We start from the raw sequence: 21,227 nt of genomic DNA on the forward strand, positions 1-21,227 counted from the left end.
ATGAGCACCGTTGAAGTCAAAGTACCGAACATCGGCGATTTCAAGGACGTCGAAATCATCGAGCTGATGGTCAAGCCGGGCGACACCATCAAGGTCGACCAGTCGCTGGTCACCGTCGAATCCGACAAGGCGAGCATGGAGATTCCGTCCACGCACGCCGGCGTCGTGCAGGAACTGAAGGTCAAGGTCGGCGACAAGGTGAACGAAGGTTCGCTGCTGCTGACCATTTCGGAAGAAGCCGGCGCTGCCTCGTCTGCACCTGCTCCGGCAGCTGCACCTGCTGCAGCCTCGGACAAGCCGGCCGCCCAGATCGGCGCCCAGGCCGTGGCACCGACCGCCGCCGCCGGCCCGACCGATTCGTACGCGCCGGCCCATAAAGCCGACGCCGCCGCACCGAACTCGGTGCCGGCACCGACTGCGTCGAGCTACAGCGGCCAGGTCGACGTCGAATGCGAAATGATGGTCCTGGGCGCGGGTCCGGGCGGCTACTCGGCCGCATTCCGCTCGGCCGACCTGGGCATGAACACCGTGCTGGTCGAGAAGTACGCAACCCTGGGCGGCGTCTGCCTGAACGTGGGCTGCATCCCGTCCAAGGCGCTGCTGCACGTGGCGCACATCATGGACGAGACCGCGCACATGGCCGACCTCGGCGTCAGCTTCGCCAAGCCCGACGTCGACATCGACAAGCTGCGCGCCTATAAAGACGGCGTGATCAAGACCATGACCGGCGGCCTGGCCGGCATGGCCAAGGGCCGCAAGGTCAACGTGGTGCAGGGCGTGGGCAAATTCCTGAGCCCGAACCACATCGAAGTCACCGCAGCCGATGGCGGCAAGAAGGTCGTCCGGTTCCAGAAGGCGATCATCGCGGCCGGTTCCTCGGTCGTCAAATTGCCTTTCGTGCCGGAAGACCCGCGCATCGTCGACTCGACCGGCGCACTCGAACTGCGCCAGGTACCGAAGCGCATGCTGGTCATCGGCGGCGGCATCATCGGCCTGGAAATGGCGACCGTGTACTCGACCCTGGGTGCGCGCATCGACGTGGTCGAGATGATGGACGGCCTAATGCAGGGCGCCGACCGCGAGGCCGTCAAGGTCTGGCAGAAGTACAACGCGCACCGCTTCGACAACATCATGTTGAAGACCAAGACCGTCGGCGTGGAAGCGCTGCCGGAAGGGATCAAGGTTAGTTTCGAGTCGGCCGAGGAAGGCAAGGCCGCACCGGAAGCGCAGACCTACGACCTGGTGCTGGTGGCCGTCGGCCGCAGCCCGAACGGCAAGAAGATCGGTGCCGAGGCCGCCGGCGTGGCAGTGACCGACCGCGGCTTCATCGGCGTGGACGGCCAGATGCGCACCAACGTGCCGCACATCTTCGCCATCGGCGACCTGGTCGGCCAGCCGATGCTGGCCCACAAGGCCGTGCATGAAGCCCACGTCGCCGCCGAAGCCGCCCATGGCGAGAAGGCCTTCTTCGATGCGAAAGTGATCCCGTCGGTGGCCTACACCGATCCGGAAGTGGCATGGGCCGGCCTGACCGAGGACGAAGCCAAGGCAAAAGGCATCAAGGTCGAGAAGGGCCACTTCCCGTGGGCCGCCTCGGGCCGCGCCGTCGCCAACGGCCGCGCCGAAGGCTTCACCAAGCTGCTGTTCGACGCCGAAACCCACCGCATCGTCGGCGGCACCATCGTCGGCACCAATGCCGGCGACATGATCGGCGAAGTGGCGCTGGCCATCGAGATGGGCGCCGACGGCGTCGACATTGGCAAGACCATCCACCCGCACCCGACGCTGGGCGAGTCGATCGGCATGGCCGCCGAAGTCTACGAAGGCAGCTGCACGGACCTGCCGCCGCCGCGCAAGCGTTGATCGGTCGTCAGTAGGTTAAAACGAAAACCGGGACCTTGTGTCCCGGTTTTTTTATGCCGGCGCCGGTCGCGGGATCCATGACCGGAATGTGTATTTGCTGACGATCCGCAGCTCTTGAAACAACATGTGGACCGTCGCATCGACAACCGTCGATTGCGGCAGCCACGCACCATTGCCGCTGCGTCCGAAGGTGATCGACTCGCGCAAGGATTTTGTCATTGGAATGCCTGAAAAGTCATGAACCACCCGCACAGGTAGTCCGCTAGCCTCATCGATCCATACCTTGCTGCTGAAAATCTTCGCGCCACTGTTGCCGTCGACAAGAAAAATCGCACACGGCTTGCCATCGCACAGCGCGGACCCAATACGCCGGGGACCGGCGCCATCGCGCAAGGCTGCCTCGGGATGGTCCGGCACCGCAATCCTGAAGCGGGTCCGGGCCACGGCGGCGTGCTGCGGATTGTCGTTACTCACGATGGTCCGTACCGGCTCGGCGTCCTTCCAATCTGAAATCTTTTCGACGATATGCATGACGCCCATGCTTTTGCCGTCACCGTCCATCATTTCCATGTCGGTGCCGACCTCGTCGGCGACCAGGGTCTTCGATGCAGCGAGCGCCTGCCTGGCCTTTTGCCAGAGCGGATCGACCGTCGGCGCCGGTGCCGCATGCAGGGAGAGCACCGACAAGGTCAGCGCAAAAAACACAGGAGGAAATGGAATGCGCATGATTGGTTGGGCAATGTGGAAATCGCTGTAAATAAAGCCTGGGACATGGAGAAAACAGTGGGGAAATCAGCGGCGCAAATCATTCGGCGCTGATGGGTGCGCGGCCGCGAAGTTCGCGCAAGATGCCGTGCCCATCCAGGCCAGGTATCGGCAACATATTGCACAGCGCAACCAGCATGGCGGTTTCAGCTGCGAGATACAAGCAGTGACCTTGCGGTGTCAGCGCCAGTGCAATCATCGCGAGGGCCATCTGGCCGACGATGCCGCCGCACAAGACAGCCAGCCGGTCGGCCCTCGTCATCGTGGAAAAGCCTGGAATCGTGGTGAAACAATAGGGCATGCAAGCCATGGTCCCGAGTCTCACCTCGCCGATACCACCGCCGCGCTCGATGCCAACCGCTGCATGGCATAGCTCGTGGAACAGGATGGATACGAACACAAGCACCAATACCGCAGCCTTGGCAATGGCGTCGAGTTCAGCATAATCGTGGAAAAACCCCGCGTGCGCCGGCAGATTGGCGACCAGCCAAACGGTTTCCAGGATCAGGGCTGCGCCCAGCGTGACCGGTCCGCACAGCAAGGCCATGGGTGCAGCGAGCAGGCGCACGATCCGGCGCGGCAATAAGACAATGCCGCCGTTCTTATCGCCCGAAAATGCACGCGTATTAAAAATAGATGACTTCGTCATAATCCGCGCCCGTCAGTTGCCGCACCAGGTGTTTGATCGTGGCCGAGGCCGCATCTCGGTTGTCGTCCAGACCGAGTTGTTCCTCGATGTGCCGGGTGGCGGCGGCGCCCAGTTTCCAGTAGCGCTGCCGCGTGGCGACAGCCACATAGCGGTGCGTACCGATCAGAAACGTGGTCAGGTCATTGCATGGATGGCCGCCCCGGTAGTACATGTGCATTTCGCAGAATCGTTCGAAATGCCCGGGGTGGCGTTCGATCAAATCCGCCAGGATGTCGAAACTGGCCTGCTGCGACGAATGGCCGTGGAAGACGATATCGAAGGCGTCCTCGTTGGGCACGCACAGGACCAGGGTCGGCAACAGGTCCAGGCGCTCCGCGATCTTGAAAATCGAGCGGCTGGCCTGGATTTCCCCGGCGCCGAGTTTGAAATAGTCATACCGGCGGTTCTCGATCACCGTGCGATGCCAGGGCACGTCGATCAGGGAAACCACCAATTCTCCCGCATCGACCGCGTGCCGGATCTTGCGCAATTGGGAAAAATCGCTGCGGATGATGGTTGCGTCGACACCGGCTTCGGCAAGGCTGTTGACGAGGTAATCCTCGAATTCCTTTGGCGGCGTGCCCACCACGATATGCACGTTCTTTTTATAGTGCCGTGCCAGCGCAATCGCAACGAAGGTATAGGCCGAAAAATGCGCCGTCACGAACAAGCACCCTGTTGGCTGCTCGGCCGGAAAGTCGACCAGATTGACCGACGAGACCTTGTAGAACTGCCCGGCAACGCGTTGCGTGAAACACGTATTGAACACGTTTTTCCAGATATCGGCACAGGCAAGTGCCCGGTCCCGGTTCATGCCGTAGCGGCGCGCATTCAGATACACGGCCGACGGACGGAGTTTTTGCAAGGGAACTTCGTCGAATATGCCTGCAGCAGATGCCATGACGATTCCAATCCTTTATACGGATATCGGTGCAAAGCTTTCGAAATGGCGCGCAGCGGCGCCCGCAAGAAACCAGGACGCGGACGCCCTGGAAAGGCCGGCATTACAGGCCAGAGATGAACCTGCTGGTTGCTTCGATGCAGACCGTCGCAGAGGTGCAAATCCCGGCCAACTCACCTTCGGCAGCCATCACTTCGTTCACGGAGACTTCAACGATATCGTTTTCGACTTGCTGGATACGGTCGTTCATGGTTTTCCTCACGTTTGTGTTCGATGCGAGTGCACACCCGCACGCCCTCTGTCATTTGCTTGATGAGCAACGCTGAGGGAAGCACAGTCTATTAGCGCGGGCATTCTCGACTTTGACGAAAATTCATTATTCGAGAAAAATAGGCCATGAAGAAATAAAGCAAGTATTGCCAAGCATCATCAGACACGGGGATGCTTGGACGCAAGCAATGACGGATTGCAATAGAAAGCGGTGAAGATGCCTGCTTGCCTCCTATGCAGAGATCAACTCCCGAATCCTTGCCGCCAGCGTATCGACCGGAAACGGTTTCGTCAAAACCGACATGCCCGGCTCCAGCTGTCCGTTGTTCAACAGCGCATTCTCTGCGAATCCGGTAATGAACAGTACCTTCAGGCCAGGCCGGTTGACCCGCGCCGCGTCCGCCATCTGGCGGCCGTTCATCATGCCCGGCAGGCCGACGTCGGAAATCAGCAGGTCGATGCGCGCCTGCGATTGCAGGATCTTGAGGCCGTCGCTGCCGTCGGCGGCTTCGATGGCGGTGTAGCCGAGGTCGTGCAGGATGTCGGTGACCAGCATGCGCACCGCTGGTTCGTCGTCCACCACCAGCACCGTCTCGCCGGCGCCGGCCTGGGCGGCCAGGGGCAGGGCGGGTGGGGCGTCGTCGGGGTCGGCGGCGCCGCGGTTGCGCGGCAGGTAGATCGAGACCATGGTGCCGTGGCCCACTTCGGAATAGATGCGCACCTGGCCGCCGGATTGCTGGGCGAAGCCGTAGATCATCGACAAGCCCAGGCCGGTGCCCTGGCCCAGCGGTTTCGTCGTGAAGAAGGGATCGAAGGCCTTGGCGATCACGTCCGGCGTCATGCCGGTGCCGGTGTCGGACACGCTCAGCGAGATGTACTGGCCCTCCGGCATGTCGAGCGTTTTCGCACCGTGGCGGTCGACCCAGCGGTTGGCGGTCTCGATGGTGATGCGGCCGCCGTCCGGCATCGCGTCGCGCGCGTTGATGCACAGGTTGAGCAGCGCGTTTTCCAGCTGCGGCTGGTCCACCAGCGTCGGCCACAGGCCGCTGATGCAGACCGCTTCCACCTCGATGCCCGGTCCGACCGTGCGCCGGATCATGTCCAGCAGCCCGCCGACCAGCGCGTTGGCGTCGGTCGGCTTCGGCGCCAGCGTCTGGCGGCGCGAGAAGGCCAGCAGGCGGTGCGTCAGCGCGGCGGCGCGCCGGCTGGCCCCCATCGCCACCGTCATGTAGCGTTCGATGTCTTCATGGCGGCCCTGCGCCATGCGCATCTTCATGAGTTCCAGGCTGCCCGTGATCCCGGCCAGCAGGTTGTTGAAGTCGTGCGCCAGGCCGCCGGTGAGCTGGCCCACGGCTTCCATCTTCTGCGCCTGGCGCAGCTGCTCCTGCGCCACTTCCAGCTCGGCCTGGCGCTCGCGCTCCAGGGTGATATCGCGCCCGGTCGCATAGGTCAGCTTGCCTTCCGCGACCGCGGCCCAGGAAATCCAGCGCAGCGAGCCGTCCTTGTGGCGGTAGCGGTTGACCATGCGCGGCATGCCGCCTGCGGCCGCCTCGACGTAGGCGTCGACCGTCTGCGCGTGGTCTTCCTCGACCACGAACTCGTTGACGTAATGGCCGACCAGTTCGTCGGGCGCATAGCCGAGCAGCGTGGTCCAGGCCGGGTTCACGCGTTGGAACACGCCGTCGAAGCCGATCACCAGCAGCAGGTCGGGCGAGGTGTCCCACATGCGGTCGCGCTCCGCCGTGCGCTCGGCCAGCGCCGCCTCGGCTTCCTTCTCGACCGTGACGTCGCGCGCCGAGCAGTACACCTTGGCGTCGTCCTGCACCGCCACCCACGACAGCCAGCGCCAGCCGCCGTCCTTGTGGCGGTAGCGGTTCTCGAAGCGCAGCGCCGGCAGGTTGCGTGCCAGGATGTCGTGCCAGGTCGCCTCGGTCCGGGCCAGGTCGTCGGGGTGGATGAAATCGGTGAAATGCATGCGCGCGACTTCTTCCTCGGCCCAGCCGAGCGTCGCTTCCCAGGCCGGATTCGAGGCTTCGAAGCGGCCGTCGGCATTCAGCACGCCCAGGATGTCCGGGCTGACCTGCCAGGTGCGGCCGCGCGCCAGCGCCTGGGCGACGACTTTCTGTTCGAGTTCCGCGTTCAGTGCGCGCAGCTTGACGATCGCCTGGTCGCGCTCGGCCTCGACCGCGCGCCGCTTTTCCACGTCGATCAGCACGCCCGGGAAGTACAGTCCGGTGCCGTCCGGCGCCAGGTCGACCCGGCCGTTGGCTTCGATCCAGTAATAGCGGCCATCGGCGCGCCGCACCCGGTACTGGTGGGCGTAATGGCCGCCGTGCGTGCGCACATCCTGGATCGCGGCTGCCAGCCCGGCCTGGTCGTCCGGGTGGACGGTGGCCACCACCTGGGCCAGGCTCAGCCCTTCGCGGCCAAGGGCCGGGTCGAGGCCGAAGGAACGGGCAAACGCTTCGTCCACCGTAAAGCGGTCGCTAGGCAAGTCCCAGAACCAGGTGCCGATGATGGCGCCGGCTGCCAGCGCCAGCTGCACGCGCTCGCCATTCTCGCGCGCGGCTGCCTCGCTCTTGCGCAGCGCCGCTTCGCTGGCGGCACGCTGCTTGCGGGACTGGACCGCTTCGGTGGTCTCGATGCAGGTGCACAGCAGGCCGAGGATCGGGCCGTCATCCTCGCGCAGCGGCGCGTACGAATAAGTGAACCAGGTGTCTTCCGGATAGCCCTTGCGCAGCATGAGCAGGGGCAGGTCTTCCATCATGAAGCTTTCGCCCTCGACCATCGTGCGATGCACCAGCGGCGCCAGCACGTCCCAGATTTCCGGCCACACCTCGCAAAAGGGCAGGCCGATGGCGCCCGGGTGCTTGTCGTGCAGGATGCCGGCATAGGCGTCGTTGTACAGCGTGACGCGTTCCGGCCCCCAGACGATAAAGGCCGGGAAGGCCGAGGCCAGCACCACATTCAGGGTGGCGCGCAGGGTGGTCGACCAGGTCTCGGCGGCGCCGAGCGGCGACCCGGACCAGTCGCGCGCACGGATCGCGGCGCCGGTCTGGCCGCCGCCGGGTGGGAATGCATGGGTAAGGTTCATACAGCGGAAGCGGGTTGCGGTGCCATACCGCCATTATCGCCCAACCATGTGGTTTTTCTGTTCACGATTCAGTCCCTGCCTGCCGCATCCAGCTCGGCCGTCTGCGGCTTGTCGGCTTCGCCCGGAGGCGCAGCCTTCTTGCGCCCGCCGAACAGGCGCGCCACCACGATATAGAACATCGGGATCATCAGCGGCGCCACCAGGGTCGCGGTCAGCATCCCGCCGATGACGCCGGTGCCGATCGCATGCTGGCTGGCGGCGCCGGCGCCGCGCGAGATCGCCAGCGGCAGCACGCCCAGGATGAAGGCGAGCGAGGTCATCAGGATCGGCCGGATCCGCATGTGGGCCGCTTCGACGGCGGCATCGAAGGCGCTGGCGCCTTCGGCCTGGCGCGCGTGCGCGAACTCGGCCACCAGGATCGCGTTCTTGGCCGACAGGCCGATCGTCACCAGCAGGCCGACCTGGAAGTACACGTCGTTGGTCAGCCCGCGCGCCATGGTCGCCGCCAGCGCGCCCAGCACGCCGATCGGCACCACCAGGATCACCGCCACCGGGATCGACCAGCTTTCGTACAGCGCGGCCAGGCTGAGGAACACCACCAGGATCGACAGCGCATACAGCAGCGGCGCCTGGTTGCCCGATTGCTGCTGCTGGTAGGAGGTGCCGGTCCAGGCGATGCCGATCCCTTTGGGCAGGGCTTTCGCCAATTCTTCCATCGCTTCCATCGCCTCGCCCGAGCTGCGTCCGGCCGCGCCCTGGCCCTGGATGTTCATCGACTCGACGCCGTTGTAGCGCTGCAGCTGCGACGGGCCGCTGGTCCATTGGCCGCTGGCCACCGCCGTCAGCGGCACCATGCTGCCCGACTGGCTGCGCACGTACAGCTTGCCCAGGTCCTCGGGATTCATGCGGAAGGGCGCATCGGCCTGTACGTAGACGCGCTTGATGCGGTTATCGGTATCGAGGAAGTTGTTGACGTAGCGCGAGCCCCAGGCGATCGAGAAGGCCTGGTCGATGTCGGCGGGGGCGACGCCGAAGGCGCCGGCCTTTTCGCGGTCGACGTCGACCTTGAAGCCGGGGCTGTCGGCCACGCCGTTGTAGCGCACCTGGGCCAGCGCCGGATGGCTGCGCGCCGCGGCCAGCAGCTGGTCGCGTGCCTGCGCCAGGGCATCGTGCCCGAGGCCGCCGCGGTCCTGCAGCTGCAGGTCGAAGCCGGCGGCGTTGCCCAGGCCGCGGATCGGCGGCGGGCTGGTGGGGAAGATGATGGCCACGTTGCTGCTGCTGAAGCGGTTCTTGATGCGGCTAGATAACGCCTCGACGCCCAGTTCCTCGTCCTTGCGGTCGTCCCAGTCCTTCAGGCGCACGAAGATCTGGCCCTGGCTCTGGCTGCGGCCGGCGTTGTTGTTGCCGTTGACGGTGAAGGTGGCGTCGACCATCGCCTTTTCGTCGCGCAGCAGATACTGGCTGATCTCGTCGAGCACCTGCCCGGTGCGGTTCTGGGTGGCGCCGGCCGGGGTCTGCACCTGCACGAACATGTAGCCCTGGTCTTCGTTCGGCAAGAAGGAGGTCGGCAGGCGCAGGAACATGAACGCGGTCGCCGCCAGCGAGGCGGCGAACACCAGCATCCACAGCACCCAGCGCCTGGCCACCCCCTTCACGCCGCGCATGTAGTGGGCGCGGGTGCTTTCGAAGGTGCGGTTGAACCAGCCGAAGAAGCCGTGATCGTGTTCGGCCGAATCCTTGAGCAGGATCGCGCACAGGGCCGGCGAGAGCGACAGCGCCACGAACACCGACAGCAGCATCGACACCACGATGGTCAGCGCGAACTGGCGGTAGATCGCGCCCACGGTCCCCGGCGAGAAGGCCACCGGCACGAACACCGCGCACAGCACCATCGCCACGCCGATCAGTGCGCCGCTGATCTGGCTCATTGCCTTGGACGTCGCTTCCCTGGCCGGCAGCTTTTCCTCGCGCATGATGCGCTCGACGTTCTCGACCACCACGATGGCATCGTCGACCAGCAGGCCGATCGCCAGCACCAGGCCGAACATCGACAGCGTGTTGATGGTGAAGCCGAGCGCCGCCATCAGCCCGAAGGTGCCGAGCAGGACCACCGGCACCGTGATCGACGGGATCAGGGTGGCGCGGATGTTCTGCATGAACAGGTACATCACCAGCACCACCAGCACGATGCCCTCGAGCAGGGTCTTGACCACTTCATGGATCGAGACCTGGATGAAGGGCGTGACGTCGTTCGGGTACACCACCTTCAAGCCGGCCGGGAACACCGGCTGCAGCTCGGCGATGCGGGCGCGCACCAGCTCCGCCGTCTCGAGCGCGTTGGCGCCGGGCGCCAGCTGGATGCCGAGGCCGGACGCCGGCTCGCCGTTGTAGCGGTTGTCGACGATGAAGTTTTCCGGGCCGCGCTCGATGCGCGCGACGTCGCGCAGGCGCACCAGCGCGCCGTTCTGCTGGGTCTTGAGCACCACGGCGCCGAAGTCCTCGACCGTGCGCAGCAGCGTGGCCTGGGTGATGGTGGCCGCCACCTGCGGGTTGCCGGTGGCCGGCAGTCCGCCCAGCTGGCCGGCCGAGACCTGCACGTTCTGGGCGGTGAGAGCGGCGGTGACGTCGGTCGGGTTCAGCTGGAACGAGTTGAGCTTCGAGAGGTCGAGCCAGATCCGCATCGCATACTGGGTGCCGTACACGTTCAGGTCGCCCACGCCGTTGACGCGGCTGATCGGATCCTGGACCTTGGAGACCAGGAAGTTGGCGATGTCGTACTTGCTCATGCTGTGGTTGGTCGACACGAAGCCGATCACCATCAGGAAGGAGGGACTCGACTTGGTCACGCGCACGCCGGACTGCTGCACCTGGGTCGGCAGCTGGGGGATCGCCAGCTGCAGCTTGTTCTGCACCTGTACCTGGGCGATGTCGGGGTCGGCACCGGTCTCGAAGGTCAGCGTCGTGGTCGAGCGGCCGCTGTCGTCGCTGGTCGAGGCCATGTACATCAGCTTGTCGATCCCGCTCATCTGCTGCTCGATCACCTGGACCACGGTGTTCTGCATGGTCGACGCCGAGGCGCCGGCATAGTTGGCGTTGATCTGCACCGAGGGCGGCGCGATCGGCGGGAACTGCTCGACCGGCAGCGAGAAGATGGAAAGCCCGCCCCCCAGCATGATCAGCAAGGAGAGGACGATGGCGAAGATCGGGCGCCTGATGAAAAACTGCGGCATGCTGTCCTTTTGCGCGTCTGGATGTTCAGTTGAACAGTCAGCTTACCCTGAAGGTAAAACGGGTGGCGCGGCGTTTCGCCTGTGTTTACGGGCGCCGTTTGATTGCTGGTCGGGATAGGCGTATGTTTTTTGCAACTATCCACGTTTAGAAAATTGATCATCTGAAATTTGCATTACTATCAACACATTTCACAAAATCGCTTTCCGATGAATTGCTCGCTGCGCCTCGAACACATCACGCACCGCTTCGGCAAGGTGCTGGCCCTGGATGGCCTGGACCTGGCCGTGCCCGAAGGCGAGATCTACGGCTTCCTCGGCCGTAACGGCGCCGGCAAGACCACCACGCTGCGCCTGCTGATGGGTTTGATTGCGCCGGATGCCGGCCGCATCGAACTATTCGGCGAGGCGGTGCGCTCGGTGCCGGTGCGGCTCAAGCGGCGCATCGGCTTCGTGCCCCAGGAGCCGCATTTCTATCCATGGATGACGGCGCGCCAGCTCGGCCGTTTCGTCGGCGGCTTCTATCCGCATTGGGACGATGCCGGCTTCGAACGCCTGCTGCGCCGCCTCGACATCCCGACCGACCGCAAGGCGTCCGCCATGTCGGGCGGCACCCGCACCAAGCTGGCGCTGGCGCTCGCTTTTGCCCCGCGTCCGGAACTGCTGCTGCTGGACGAGCCGACCACCGGACTGGATCCGGTGGCGCGCCGCGAATTCAACGACCAGTTGATCGAGCTGCAGCGCGAGCAGGGCACCACCGTGATGTTTTCCTCGCACCTGGTCGGCGAAGTGGAGCAGGTGGCGGGGCGGGTCGGCATCATCCAGGCCGGCGCGACGCGCTTCGAAGGCACGATCGCCAGCCTGCGCGCGCAGGTGCGGCGCATCGCCGGCCTCGACCAGCCTTTCGCAAATCCCGGCTTCGAGCAGGTGCGCGGCGACGTCTACCGCGCCGGCGCCGGCGCCTGGGACGCGGCCGGCCTGCCGCCGGGCGCACGGGTGGAGGCGCTGGGCCTGGAAGACATCTTCCTGGCCTTCGCCCGCACCGACGAAGTCCAGAGCGCATGATCGCGCTGCTGCGCAAGGAGGCGCGCGAACACTGGCGCTTCATGCTGCTGCTGTACCTGATCGGCGGCCTGATGTTCCTGCTGATGTGGATCCAGGCGCGGAGCGCGATCTCGCCGCTGGCGGCCTGGCGCAGCCTGCTGCTGGGGTTCGGCGTGCCGGCCGCCATCCTGCTGCCCAACCGCCTGGTGATGCGCGAATACGGCCTCGGCACCCAGCTGTTCCTGGAATCGCTGCCGATCGGGCGCGGCACGGTCTTGCTGACCAAGTGGCTGGCCGGCTGGATCGGGTTGCTGCTGTTCCTGGTGCCGGCGTTCGGCCTGATGCTGTACGCGGCGCGCCACCAGGTCTACCTGAATGGCGGCCTGGTGGGCCTGATGGCCTTGCGCAGTCTGGTGTTCCTGGCCTTCGTGTATGCCGGCGCCTTCGCCATCGCGCTGACCCTGCGCTTCCGCTTCGCGCTGTGGGGCCTGCTGCTCCTGGGCGTGGTCCTGCTGAGCGTCCACCTGCAGCAGCCGATGACGCAATGGCCGCCGTTCCTGGTGGCGGGCGAGGCGATGGCGCTGGAAGGGGTGCAGCCGCCCTGGCGCGAGATCGCGATCACCGCGGCCATGGCCGGCGGCCTGCTGGCGGCGGCGCTGCTGATGGCGCTGTCGGCGCGCGGGGCGCTGGTGGTGGTGCTGGCACGGCGCTTGTCGGCCGGCGCGCGCACGCTGCTGGCGTTCGCCTTCGGTGCCGTGTTCGCGCTGTCGACACTGCTCGAGAAACGCGTGCCGCCGCAGCCGTTCCGGCTCGAGCAGGCCGTGTCCAGCCAGGCCGAACCCGCGGTGCAGGTCGGCTGGACCGGCAAGGTCGGCGGCGTGGCCCCGGACCGGCTGGCCGAATCCATGTCGTCCGACCTGGCGGCGCTGCAGGCCTGGCTCGGCCTGGGGCGGCTGGCGCCGCTGTCGCTGGTGCCCGATGCCTGGCGCGAAGCGGACGACATCGGCTTCGGCAGGGCCGGCCGCGGGCAACTGGTGGTGCGGGCCGCGCTCGGCGCGCCCGACCTGGCGCTGCCGCAGTTGCAGGAGATGGCCAGGATCGCCCAGATCCTCGACCAGTCCCCCGCCTACGACTGGCGCGAAGACCGCACCTGGCTGCTGCGCGGCTTCAGCGCCTGGTGGGAGGCCGAACGTACCGAAGGCTATGCCGCGCTGCTGCAGCGGCGCGCCGCCTTTGCCGCGCGCCTGCTGCATGCGCATGGCCTCGACCCCGAGCGCGCGTTGCGCCAGTCCGAGACCACCGACCAGCTGCTGGGCGACTGCCTGGGCGCCGCCTACGCCTGGCGCGCCATGCAGGTCTTGCACGCGCGCCTCGGCGCCGAGGGCTTCCAGGCGCTGATGCGCGCCGCCCTGGCCCAGCACACCACCGACGATGCGCGCAGCCTGCTGCGGGTAGCCACCACGGCGGACCTGCTGGCGCAGGCCGGCGTGCCCTTGCCTCAGCTTGCCCAGGCCATGCAGCTGGCGCCGCTGCCGGCGCCGCCCACTACGCTGCAGGTACAGCCGGCCAGGCTGGCCGGCGCCATGTTCGAGCTGCGCTACCGCATCCTGGGTGCGCCGGCCACTGGCCTGATGCTGGGCTATAAGACGCTGCACCCCGGGGAATCGAGCGCCGGTCCGGATGCAACTTACCGGGCCGGCGCCGCCAGCGGCTTGCTCCCGGCCACGTTTACCGGCGGCAGCCGCGTGCTGGTCGTGGCCGAGGCCTACGACACTGGCCTGGCCTGCCGCTATCGCATCGGCGCCGTGCGCGCGGCCCTGCCATGAAGCGCGTCCTGCTCGCCAAGGAATGGACCGGCATGCGGCCTTTCGTCTGGCTGCTGGTGGTCATGCTGCTGCTCGACCTGCTCGAGCTGGCCGTGAGCGACCTGCAGGGCCTGCACCGTACCCATGTGCTGCTCGGCACCGCGCCCTGGATCGAGGATGCGGCGCTCTCGTTGCTGCTGGCCTTTGCCATGGGCAGCGGCCTGCTGGCGCGCGAGGTCGAGGACGGCACGCTGGCCTTCCTCGACGGCCTGCCGCTGCGCCGCGCCGACGTGTTCCTGGCCAAGCTGGCGGTCGCCTGGAGCTGCCTGTTCGCGTATGCCTTCGCGACGCCGCTGCTGGGCGGACTGCTGCACCTGCTGCTGCGCCATTCGGTCGACGAACCGATCGCGGCCTCGGCGCTGCTCTGGCTGGCGCCGCGCTACGCGCTGCTGGTGGCGGCCGGGCTGGCGCTGGGCGTGCTGTTCGGCTTCGTGCGCTACCTGGCGTGGGCCCTGCTGGCGCTGGCCGTGGCCGTCGTCACCCTGCTGCGCAGCACCCAGCCGCGCATCGCCGATGCCCTCGATCCGACCCAGCTGGTCGCCGCCGGCTGGTCGACCCAGGGCCTGGGCGGCGACACCGTCTGGGCCAGCGCCGCGCTGATCCTGGTCTGCCTGGCGCTCGCCTACCGGGTGTTTGCCGGCGCCGGCGGGGCCGGCATGCAGCGCCTGGCGCGGCTGGCGCAGCACCGCGGGATCGTGTTCGTGCTGTGTGCTACTGCGCTGGTGGCCGGCGCGGTGGCGATCTTCCAGGCACAAGACACGGAAGGCGACGGCCCGGGGACCGACGACGACGCCGTGGCCGTCGCCACCAGCGGCCAGCCCGCGGCGAAAGCGGGCCGCAGCCCGGCGCACGCGGCCGCGCCGGCTGCCCGCAAGTTCGTCACGGCCCACTACAGCTTCAATATCCCCGCCGGCCGCCGCGTCGACGAGGCCGACCTGAAGGCGGCCGACGCCGCCTTCGCCACCGCGGCCGAGGCGCTGTCGATCGAGGTCAAGGACCCGCCCCGCATCGACGTCGACCTGTCCGGCAGCATCCGCCACACCGCCGGCCTGGCCGCCCACAACCGCATCCGCATCACCCTGGAGCCCGACTGGCACGAGACGCTGGTGCACGAGACGGTGCACGTGATGGCCGGCTGGATCGCCGGCGGCGAGCATGCGCGCGACCTCGACCGGATGTCGCTGTTCAACGAGGGACTAGCGCACTGGGCCGAGCCCTCCTATTTACGCGACAAGGCGCTGCGCGCGCGCGAACAGCTGGCGCTGGCGACCCTGTTCCGGCGCAAGCTGCTGAACCAGGAGTCGCTGCTCGACAACCGCACGCTGGAGCGCCAGCTCGACTGGCGGCTGCAGTATCCGCTCGGCGCCGCGCTGATCGAGATTGTCGTCAGGCGCTACGGCGACGAGGCGCCGCGGCGGATATTGGAGGCGCTCGGCAAGCCCGCGTTCCCGCCCGAGCTCCAGGGCTATGAGCTGTACCGCAGCGCCTTCCAGCAGGCCGGCTTCGACCTCAACCTGGTGTTGAACGACTACGCGCTGCAGTTGCGGCGCTGGAGCGATGACGCCGGACCTGCAATCGACGCCATGGCGCGTCCGCGCGGGCTGCTGGTGCGCGCGCCCGGCCAGGCCGGCATCGCGGTGCAGCTGGACCGGCCGCTGGCCGCCGGCGAGCAGCTGGTGGTGCAGTTCCGGCCGCGCCCCGACAGCCGGCTCGACGACGTGACGGCGGTGGACCACCTGGAACGCGACGCCCGTATCAAAGGCCGCCCGGTGGCCTGGCTGCCGCTGTCCCGGGTGGCCGGCAACCAGGTGTGCTACCAGCTGGGCGTGCGCAACCGCTTTTACGACATGGTCGAGCCCTGGCAGTGCCTGCCGCTGGACCGGGCCGCCGTCGCCGGACCGTGACGGCTGACGGTCCGATTGGCGCCGTCCTCTGCGGGCCGGCGGGATTGCTGCTCTAATAGCGTTTTATTTCGCTGTCGGATAAAGGAGCAACAAGAATGACCATCGCCTTCCTCGGCCTCGGCGCCATGGGCCAGCACATGGCCACCAACCTGCTGCGTGCCGGCCAGATCGTCCACGTCTGGAACCGCAGCCCTGAACCGGTGCAGGCACTGGCGCAACAGGGCGCCAAGGCCGCCGCCACGCCCGCCGAGTGCGGCATCGCCGACGTCGTGTTCACGATGCTGGCCGACGACGCCGCCACCCGCGCCGTGCTGATCGACGGCGGCGTGCTGGACGCGATGGCGCCCGGCAGCATCCACGTCAACATGGCCACCGTCTCGGTCGCCTTTGCGCGCGAGATGGCCGACCTGCACGTGGCGCGCGGCGTCGGCTACGTGGCGGCGCCGGTGCTGGGCCGGGTCGACGTCGCCGCGGCCGGCAAGCTGAACATCCTGGCCGGTGGCAGCGACGAGCTGATCGCCCGCGTGCAGCCGCTGCTCGACCTGCTGGGTCAGAAGACCTGGCGCTTCGGCGACGCGCCGGAACAGGCCAACGCCATCAAGCTGGCCTGCAACCTGACGCTGGCCTGCGCCATCGAAGCCACCGGAGAGGGCGCCGCGCTGGCGCGCGCGCACGGCGTGCCGGCGGCGAATTTCGTCGACCTGATCACCAGCACCCTGTTCGCCGGCTCGCCGGTCTACAAGGGCTATGGCGGCATGATCGCCGAGGCGCGCTACAGCCCGGCGGGCTTCAAGCTGTCGCTCGGCCAGAAGGACGTGCGCCTGGCGGTGGAAGCCGGCCGGGCACAGGGCTTGCCGCTGGCCTTCGGCGATGCCCTGCAGGGCGTGCTGAAGGAAGCCGTGGACGCCGGCGACGCCGACCTCGACCTGGCGGCGCTGGGCAAGAACGCGGCGCGCCGCGGCGGCCTGGTCTGACGGGGCATTCGTGGACAACCTTACCGACAAGCTGGCCGCGGAACTGACGCGCCTGTACCTGGCTCCCGAAGCGCTGACGCGCGAGGCGCTGGCCCAGCACCTGCAGGGCAAGACCACGCTGGCCATCAAGCTGACCACCGCAGACAACCTGACGCGCGCGCTGGCGATCCCGTTCCGCAAGCTGGCCTTCGCCACCGAAGGCCAGCACTGGACCCGGCTGTGCGAGGTGGCGAATGCGCTGCAGGGCGAACTCGGCCTGCCGGCGCCGGCGGTCAGCATCGACGGCGCCAACGCTTATTATTTGTGGCTGTCGCTGGAAACGCCGGTGCCCACCACGCGCGCCCAGGACTTCCTGGCCGCGCTCAAGCAAGCCTACTTTCCCGAGACCGACCTGGCGCCGGACGCCGCCACCGCACCGGTCTACCTGCCACCCTGCCTGAACCCGCGCAGCGGCAAGTGGGCAGCCTTCATCCACCCCGGCATGGGGGCGTCGTTCGCCGACGAATCCGGGCTGGAGATGGCGCCGCCGGCAGCCGGGCAGGTGGCTTTCCTGGATGGGCTGGACAGCATCGGGGCGGCGCAGTTCGAGGCGGCGCTGGGCAAGCTGCAGCAGGGAAGGGGGGCGCTGCCTGCCGCACCCGTGGCACCGGTCGTGGCACCGGTCGTCGCTCCGGCGGTGGATAGCGTGCCGGCGGCGCAGCCGGTGGCGGCGCCGGAGGGATTGCTGCTGAAGGATGCGACGCTGGAGGATATCGTCAGGTTTCTGCACGCGAAGCATATCGAGCCGACGTTTCGGCATTTGATGCCGAAGTAAGGTGTGCTGGTGCTGGTGCTGGGTGCTGGGTGCTGGCTTAGCTGAAGCTTGTTGCTTCGTTAGCGTTTGCACGTCGCCCCCGCGAAGGCGGGGGTCCAAGTTCGTGGCGAGCCAATAGCATGTGCTGTAGGCTGTTCAAGCAAACTTGGATCCCCGCCTTCGCGGGGACGACGTGCATAGTGTGCGGTACTAGTTACTAGTTACGAGTTGCGAACGCAAGATCAAGGCTGCGGATTCCACCCCGCCCCGCCACCGTAACCCGCAAACACCTTGGCCCGCGTCGCAAAGCGTGCCGCCACCTCGGCATCGGTCAAGGCATACCCACCCACCCGCAAGCGCAGGTCGATCGGCACCCCGGCCAGCGTGGTGCTGCCATACTCGCGCCAGCCGGCGTCCGCGCTCGGTACGGCCGGATTCGGTGCCGGCTGGCCGTTCACGCCCAGGCCGGCCCAGCCTGCGGCCGCCACGTGGCTGTCCATCTTGCAGTTGACGAAGGCGATGTTGTCCCAGCTCGCGGTCCCGCCCGGGCTGCGTGCCAGGTAGGTCGTACCGGCCGGCACGTCGCCGTGGTTCGGGCCGGGACCGGGACCGTGGGTCAACGCACTGTTGAGGAACACGTAGCCGATGTCGGCGGCGACCGGCACCCGTGCCTGCAGCACGTAGCCGCCCGAGGTCGCGCTGGCGCTGTCGCCGACGCTGCGGATCTCGCTGTTCTCGAACAGCGCCGCATGGCTGCTGCCCCAGATGAAGTCGACGTTGCCCGCCACCAGCGTGTTGTAGAACCATGCCCAGCCCTTCAGGTTGAGCGTGTCCTGCTCGCTGTAGAAGCTGGCGTTCTTGGCCACCAGGCGCGTATCGCTGTTGAAGTACACGGTTTCCGCCTGGCCCGAGATCGATGCCGAACGGATGGTCGTGTTCGTCATGCTCAGGTTGTCGAGCACCAGCATGTCCGCCGCTTCGACCAGCATCACGGCGCGCCCGCCGGCCGGCGAGCCGGCGATGGTGGGCGACTGGCTCGATCCGGTGCCCGGGTTCAGTGTCTCGTTGTTGGTGTAGCGGATCGTCACGCCGTCGCGGCTTTCGCCCCGGATCGTGACGTTGTCCTTGCCATTCAGGTACAGCAGCTCCTCGTAGATGCCGTTCTTCACGTTGATCGTGACCGGCGTCGCCTTCGGTACCGCCCCCATCGCATGGTTCAGCGCGCCCTGCACGGTGCGGAAATCGGCGGCGCCGTCGTCGTCCACCGTGAGCGTGGTGGCGCTCGGCGGCGCCGCTTTCGTCGTAAACGACCAGCCGCCCAGCTTGCCGATGCCCACGAAGGGCAGGCCGCCGAGCGTGGTGCCGGTGAACACGCCGTCCGCGATGGCGACGTAGTACGCGGTGCCGTAGGCCAGCTTGTTGGCGTGCGGGACGATAGTCGCCGTGTTGCCATCGATCCGGATCGGCGCCGTGTTCACGCGCCGCACCAGCGCCTGGCCCGGATAGCCGAGCGCATCGGATTCGCCGCTCAAGCGGATCACGTCGACCAGCGCATCGTCGCTCTTGCGGAAGATGCGGATGCTGCCGGTGGTGCCCAGGGTCGGCGGCCGGTCGAAGGTCAGTTTCAAGGCACCATCGACGTTGACCGCGCCGGCTTGCGGGGCCGGCTGGCTGGCGCCCTGCAGCGGATAGGTCTGGACCGGCTGCACGAATTGCGCGCCGACCGTGGCGGCGATGGTGCGCGTCAGCGACGGCTCCGAGCCGCTGGTGAACACGATGCTGGCGCTGCCGGCCGCCAGCGGCGTCAAGGTCACGGTATTGCCGCTGGCGACCGCGCTGACCACGTTCGGATTGCTGGAGGCGACCGTGAAGGCATCCGGCGTGTTGTCCGCGGTGACGGCGGTGACCGCGACGTTCAAGGGCGCATCGCCCGCTTCGGCGCTGTAGGTGAGCGCGGCGGGATCGAGGGTCAGCTGCACCGGCTTCTGGCGCGGGTCGCCGACGCGCACGTCGTCGATCTGGAACGATTTGTTGGCCGTGTATAGGCCGATCAGGCCGCGCTGGGTGAATGCGGTGTCGGTGATCGACCCCAGCTTCCTGCCGTCCAGGTAGACGGTGAGGGTGCTGCCGATCAGTTCGAAACGCACGGTATAGAACTGGGTATCCATCGCGATCGGCTGGCGCGACTGGAAAGGACGGCTGAGCGAACCGGCCAGCATCTTGGCGATTTCGACTTGCGTGCTGGTGGTGCTGCTCTGGACGTTCAGGCCGCCGCCGTACCAGTTGTTCGCGTCGACGTAGCGCGTGACCAGGTACAGCTGCTTGTTGCCGGTGCTGCTGTTGGCCATCGGCTTGATGCGCGCCTCGACGTAATAGTCGCCAGACGGCACGCCGCCGAATGCCTCCGGCTTGACCAGCGCCAGCACACCGCCGGTGGTGGCCGCCGTGTACTGCAGCACCTTGCTCGGGCTGCCGGCCGCTTCGTCGACCACCCGGAAGGATCCGTTCGGACCTGAAACCGGCAACAGGTTCCACTTGGCGGTGCCGCCGTCCTGGAAGTCGTCGCAGAAGTACAGGCCACTGGCTGGGCAATTGAGGGCCGGGCCGGTCTCCACGACCACCGGACCGGTGCCGGTAATGGCGGTGGTCAGCTTGCCGCTGCCGGCCTGGGCCAGCGCATTGGCCTTGACCAGCGCCGCCGGACGCGGCGTAAAGGCGTACGGCGGCGTCCAGCCCGGCGTGGCCGGCAGCGCGCAGCTGCCGAGCGCCGCGCCGTTCAGCAGCGAGCCGCTGTCCTTGAAGGCGCCGGCCGTGGGGTCGCCCGGGTTCCTGACGATGGCGTCGCAATTGGCGGCGCCCGCGATCTCGAACACGTTGGCGTTCGACAGCACCTTGGCATTGGTGCCGGGGCCGATGCTGTAGCTGTTGCGGTACACCGCTGCCGTCTTGCTGCCGACGTAGTAATTGTTGAACAGGTGGACCTGGCCGAAGCGCACGCGCGGCGCGCGCGACTGCACGTCGCGGAACACGTTGTTGCTGAAGGTGACGCGCAGCTTGCCTTCGTCGGCGGTGGCCGAGCTGCTGGAGCCGATCAGGTTGTTCTTGTCGTGTTCGCCGAACACGTTGTACGACACCGTCACGTAATCCGACGCGTTGGTGATGTCGACCGCGCCATCGTGGCACTGCTTCACGTGACCGTTCTCGATAGGAAGGTAGTTGTCGGTCAGCGGCGCATCGGTAAAGGCATTGTGGTCGATCCAGATGTGGTCCGACCCGCTGATGCCGATCGCATCGTAGGCGGCGTTCCAGTTGCCGCTGGCGCCGTCGTTCGGATCGAAGACCGGCTCGACGTCGCAGGGGTTCACGATCTTCAGGTTGCGGACGATGATCTGCGAAACATTGGAGACGATGATGTGGCCGTTCACGATGCCGGCGTTGGCGCCGTCGCCGATCAGCGTGGTGTTGCTCTTGAGGCGGATGGCGCCGCGGGCCGACTGGTCGGCGGTGCTGGTGTAGGGCTTGCCCTCGGTCATGTCGATGGTGCCGACCAGCTTGATGATCTTGGGTGCCACGCCGCCGTTGACGATCGCGGCCAGCAGCTGGGCGCGGTTGGTGACGGTGTAGATCTGGTTCGTCGCCGCATTGGCGCCGCCGCCCGTGCCGCCTGCCTGGCTGGCCCAGCCGTCGAGCGGCGCGGTGGCGCGTGCCGCGTCCACGGCCGCGCCATGGACGGTGGCACCGAAGGTGGCGGCGCAAAGGGCGGCCGCGAGCAGGGCCGACGCGCGCAGCGCGGCCCTGGCATTCCGATATGTCATGTGGATTCTCCCGATACGGAATTG

General features: G+C 67.0%; 13 protein-coding genes. 6 read left to right on the plus strand and 7 right to left on the minus strand.

Annotated elements, in window-relative coordinates:
* Positions 1 to 1,863, plus strand: a complete 1,863-nt coding sequence (lpdA, locus tag U1H99_RS03380) for a dihydrolipoyl dehydrogenase (RefSeq protein ID WP_323140353.1) — start codon at positions 1 to 3, stop codon at positions 1,861 to 1,863.
* 51 nt (positions 1,864 to 1,914) lie between these two features.
* Here the strand turns inward: lpdA and U1H99_RS03385 are convergent, their stop codons facing one another.
* From U1H99_RS03385 to U1H99_RS03410, 6 genes are all read right to left on the minus strand, one after another.
* Complete coding sequence (locus U1H99_RS03385; RefSeq protein WP_323140354.1) at positions 1,915 to 2,589, minus strand: hypothetical protein; 675 nt, start codon at positions 2,587 to 2,589, stop codon at positions 1,915 to 1,917.
* Between the two features lie 79 nt (positions 2,590 to 2,668).
* Positions 2,669 to 3,277, minus strand: coding sequence for a hypothetical protein (locus tag U1H99_RS03390; protein WP_323140355.1), 609 nt, complete (start codon positions 3,275 to 3,277; stop codon positions 2,669 to 2,671).
* Entirely contained in the window at positions 3,255 to 4,217 is a 963-nt protein-coding gene (locus tag U1H99_RS03395) for a lysophospholipid acyltransferase family protein (protein WP_323140356.1), read from the minus strand. The genes U1H99_RS03390 and U1H99_RS03395 overlap by 23 nt, the downstream gene beginning before the upstream one ends.
* A 103-nt stretch (positions 4,218 to 4,320) precedes the next feature.
* On the minus strand, positions 4,321 to 4,467 hold the full coding sequence (locus U1H99_RS03400; protein WP_323140357.1) for a hypothetical protein: 147 nt from the start codon (positions 4,465 to 4,467) through the stop codon (positions 4,321 to 4,323).
* A gap of 252 nt (positions 4,468 to 4,719) precedes the next feature.
* Entirely contained in the window at positions 4,720 to 7,581 is a 2,862-nt protein-coding gene (locus tag U1H99_RS03405; RefSeq protein WP_323140358.1) for a PAS domain-containing hybrid sensor histidine kinase/response regulator family protein, read from the minus strand.
* Positions 7,582 to 7,649: 68 nt separating this feature from the next.
* Positions 7,650 to 10,811, minus strand: a complete 3,162-nt coding sequence (locus U1H99_RS03410; RefSeq protein ID WP_323140359.1) for an efflux RND transporter permease subunit — start codon at positions 10,809 to 10,811, stop codon at positions 7,650 to 7,652.
* 207 nt (positions 10,812 to 11,018) lie between these two features.
* Here U1H99_RS03410 and U1H99_RS03415 point away from each other — a divergent pair, with 207 nt between their 5' ends.
* The 5 genes from U1H99_RS03415 (at position 11,019) to U1H99_RS03435 (ending at position 17,409) form a co-directional block, all read left to right on the plus strand.
* Complete coding sequence (locus U1H99_RS03415; RefSeq protein WP_323140360.1) at positions 11,019 to 11,873, plus strand: ABC transporter ATP-binding protein; 855 nt, start codon at positions 11,019 to 11,021, stop codon at positions 11,871 to 11,873.
* Complete coding sequence (locus U1H99_RS03420; protein WP_323140361.1) at positions 11,870 to 13,678, plus strand: ABC transporter permease; 1,809 nt, start codon at positions 11,870 to 11,872, stop codon at positions 13,676 to 13,678. Before U1H99_RS03415 ends, U1H99_RS03420 begins: the two co-directional genes overlap by 4 nt.
* Positions 13,675 to 15,621 (plus strand): hypothetical protein, encoded by a 1,947-nt coding sequence (locus tag U1H99_RS03425; RefSeq protein ID WP_323140362.1) that lies wholly within the window; start codon positions 13,675 to 13,677, stop codon positions 15,619 to 15,621. Before U1H99_RS03420 ends, U1H99_RS03425 begins: the two co-directional genes overlap by 4 nt.
* A 95-nt stretch (positions 15,622 to 15,716) precedes the next feature.
* Positions 15,717 to 16,595: an NAD(P)-dependent oxidoreductase gene (locus tag U1H99_RS03430; protein ID WP_323140363.1), complete on the plus strand. Its 879-nt coding sequence runs from the start codon at positions 15,717 to 15,719 to the stop codon at positions 16,593 to 16,595.
* 10 nt (positions 16,596 to 16,605) lie between these two features.
* The gene (locus U1H99_RS03435; RefSeq protein ID WP_323140364.1) at positions 16,606 to 17,409 is read left to right on the plus strand and encodes a hypothetical protein; all 804 of its coding nucleotides are present in this window, start codon (positions 16,606 to 16,608) and stop codon (positions 17,407 to 17,409) included.
* 221 nt (positions 17,410 to 17,630) lie between these two features.
* On the opposite strand, the gene U1H99_RS03440 is transcribed toward U1H99_RS03435, so the two are convergent.
* On the minus strand, positions 17,631 to 21,203 hold the full coding sequence (locus U1H99_RS03440) for a pectinesterase family protein (RefSeq protein ID WP_323140365.1): 3,573 nt from the start codon (positions 21,201 to 21,203) through the stop codon (positions 17,631 to 17,633).
* Positions 21,204 to 21,227 lie beyond the last annotated feature (24 nt).

This window comes from Massilia phyllosphaerae (genome assembly GCF_034659755.1).
GTDB lineage: Bacteria > Pseudomonadota > Gammaproteobacteria > Burkholderiales > Burkholderiaceae_D > Telluria > Telluria phyllosphaerae.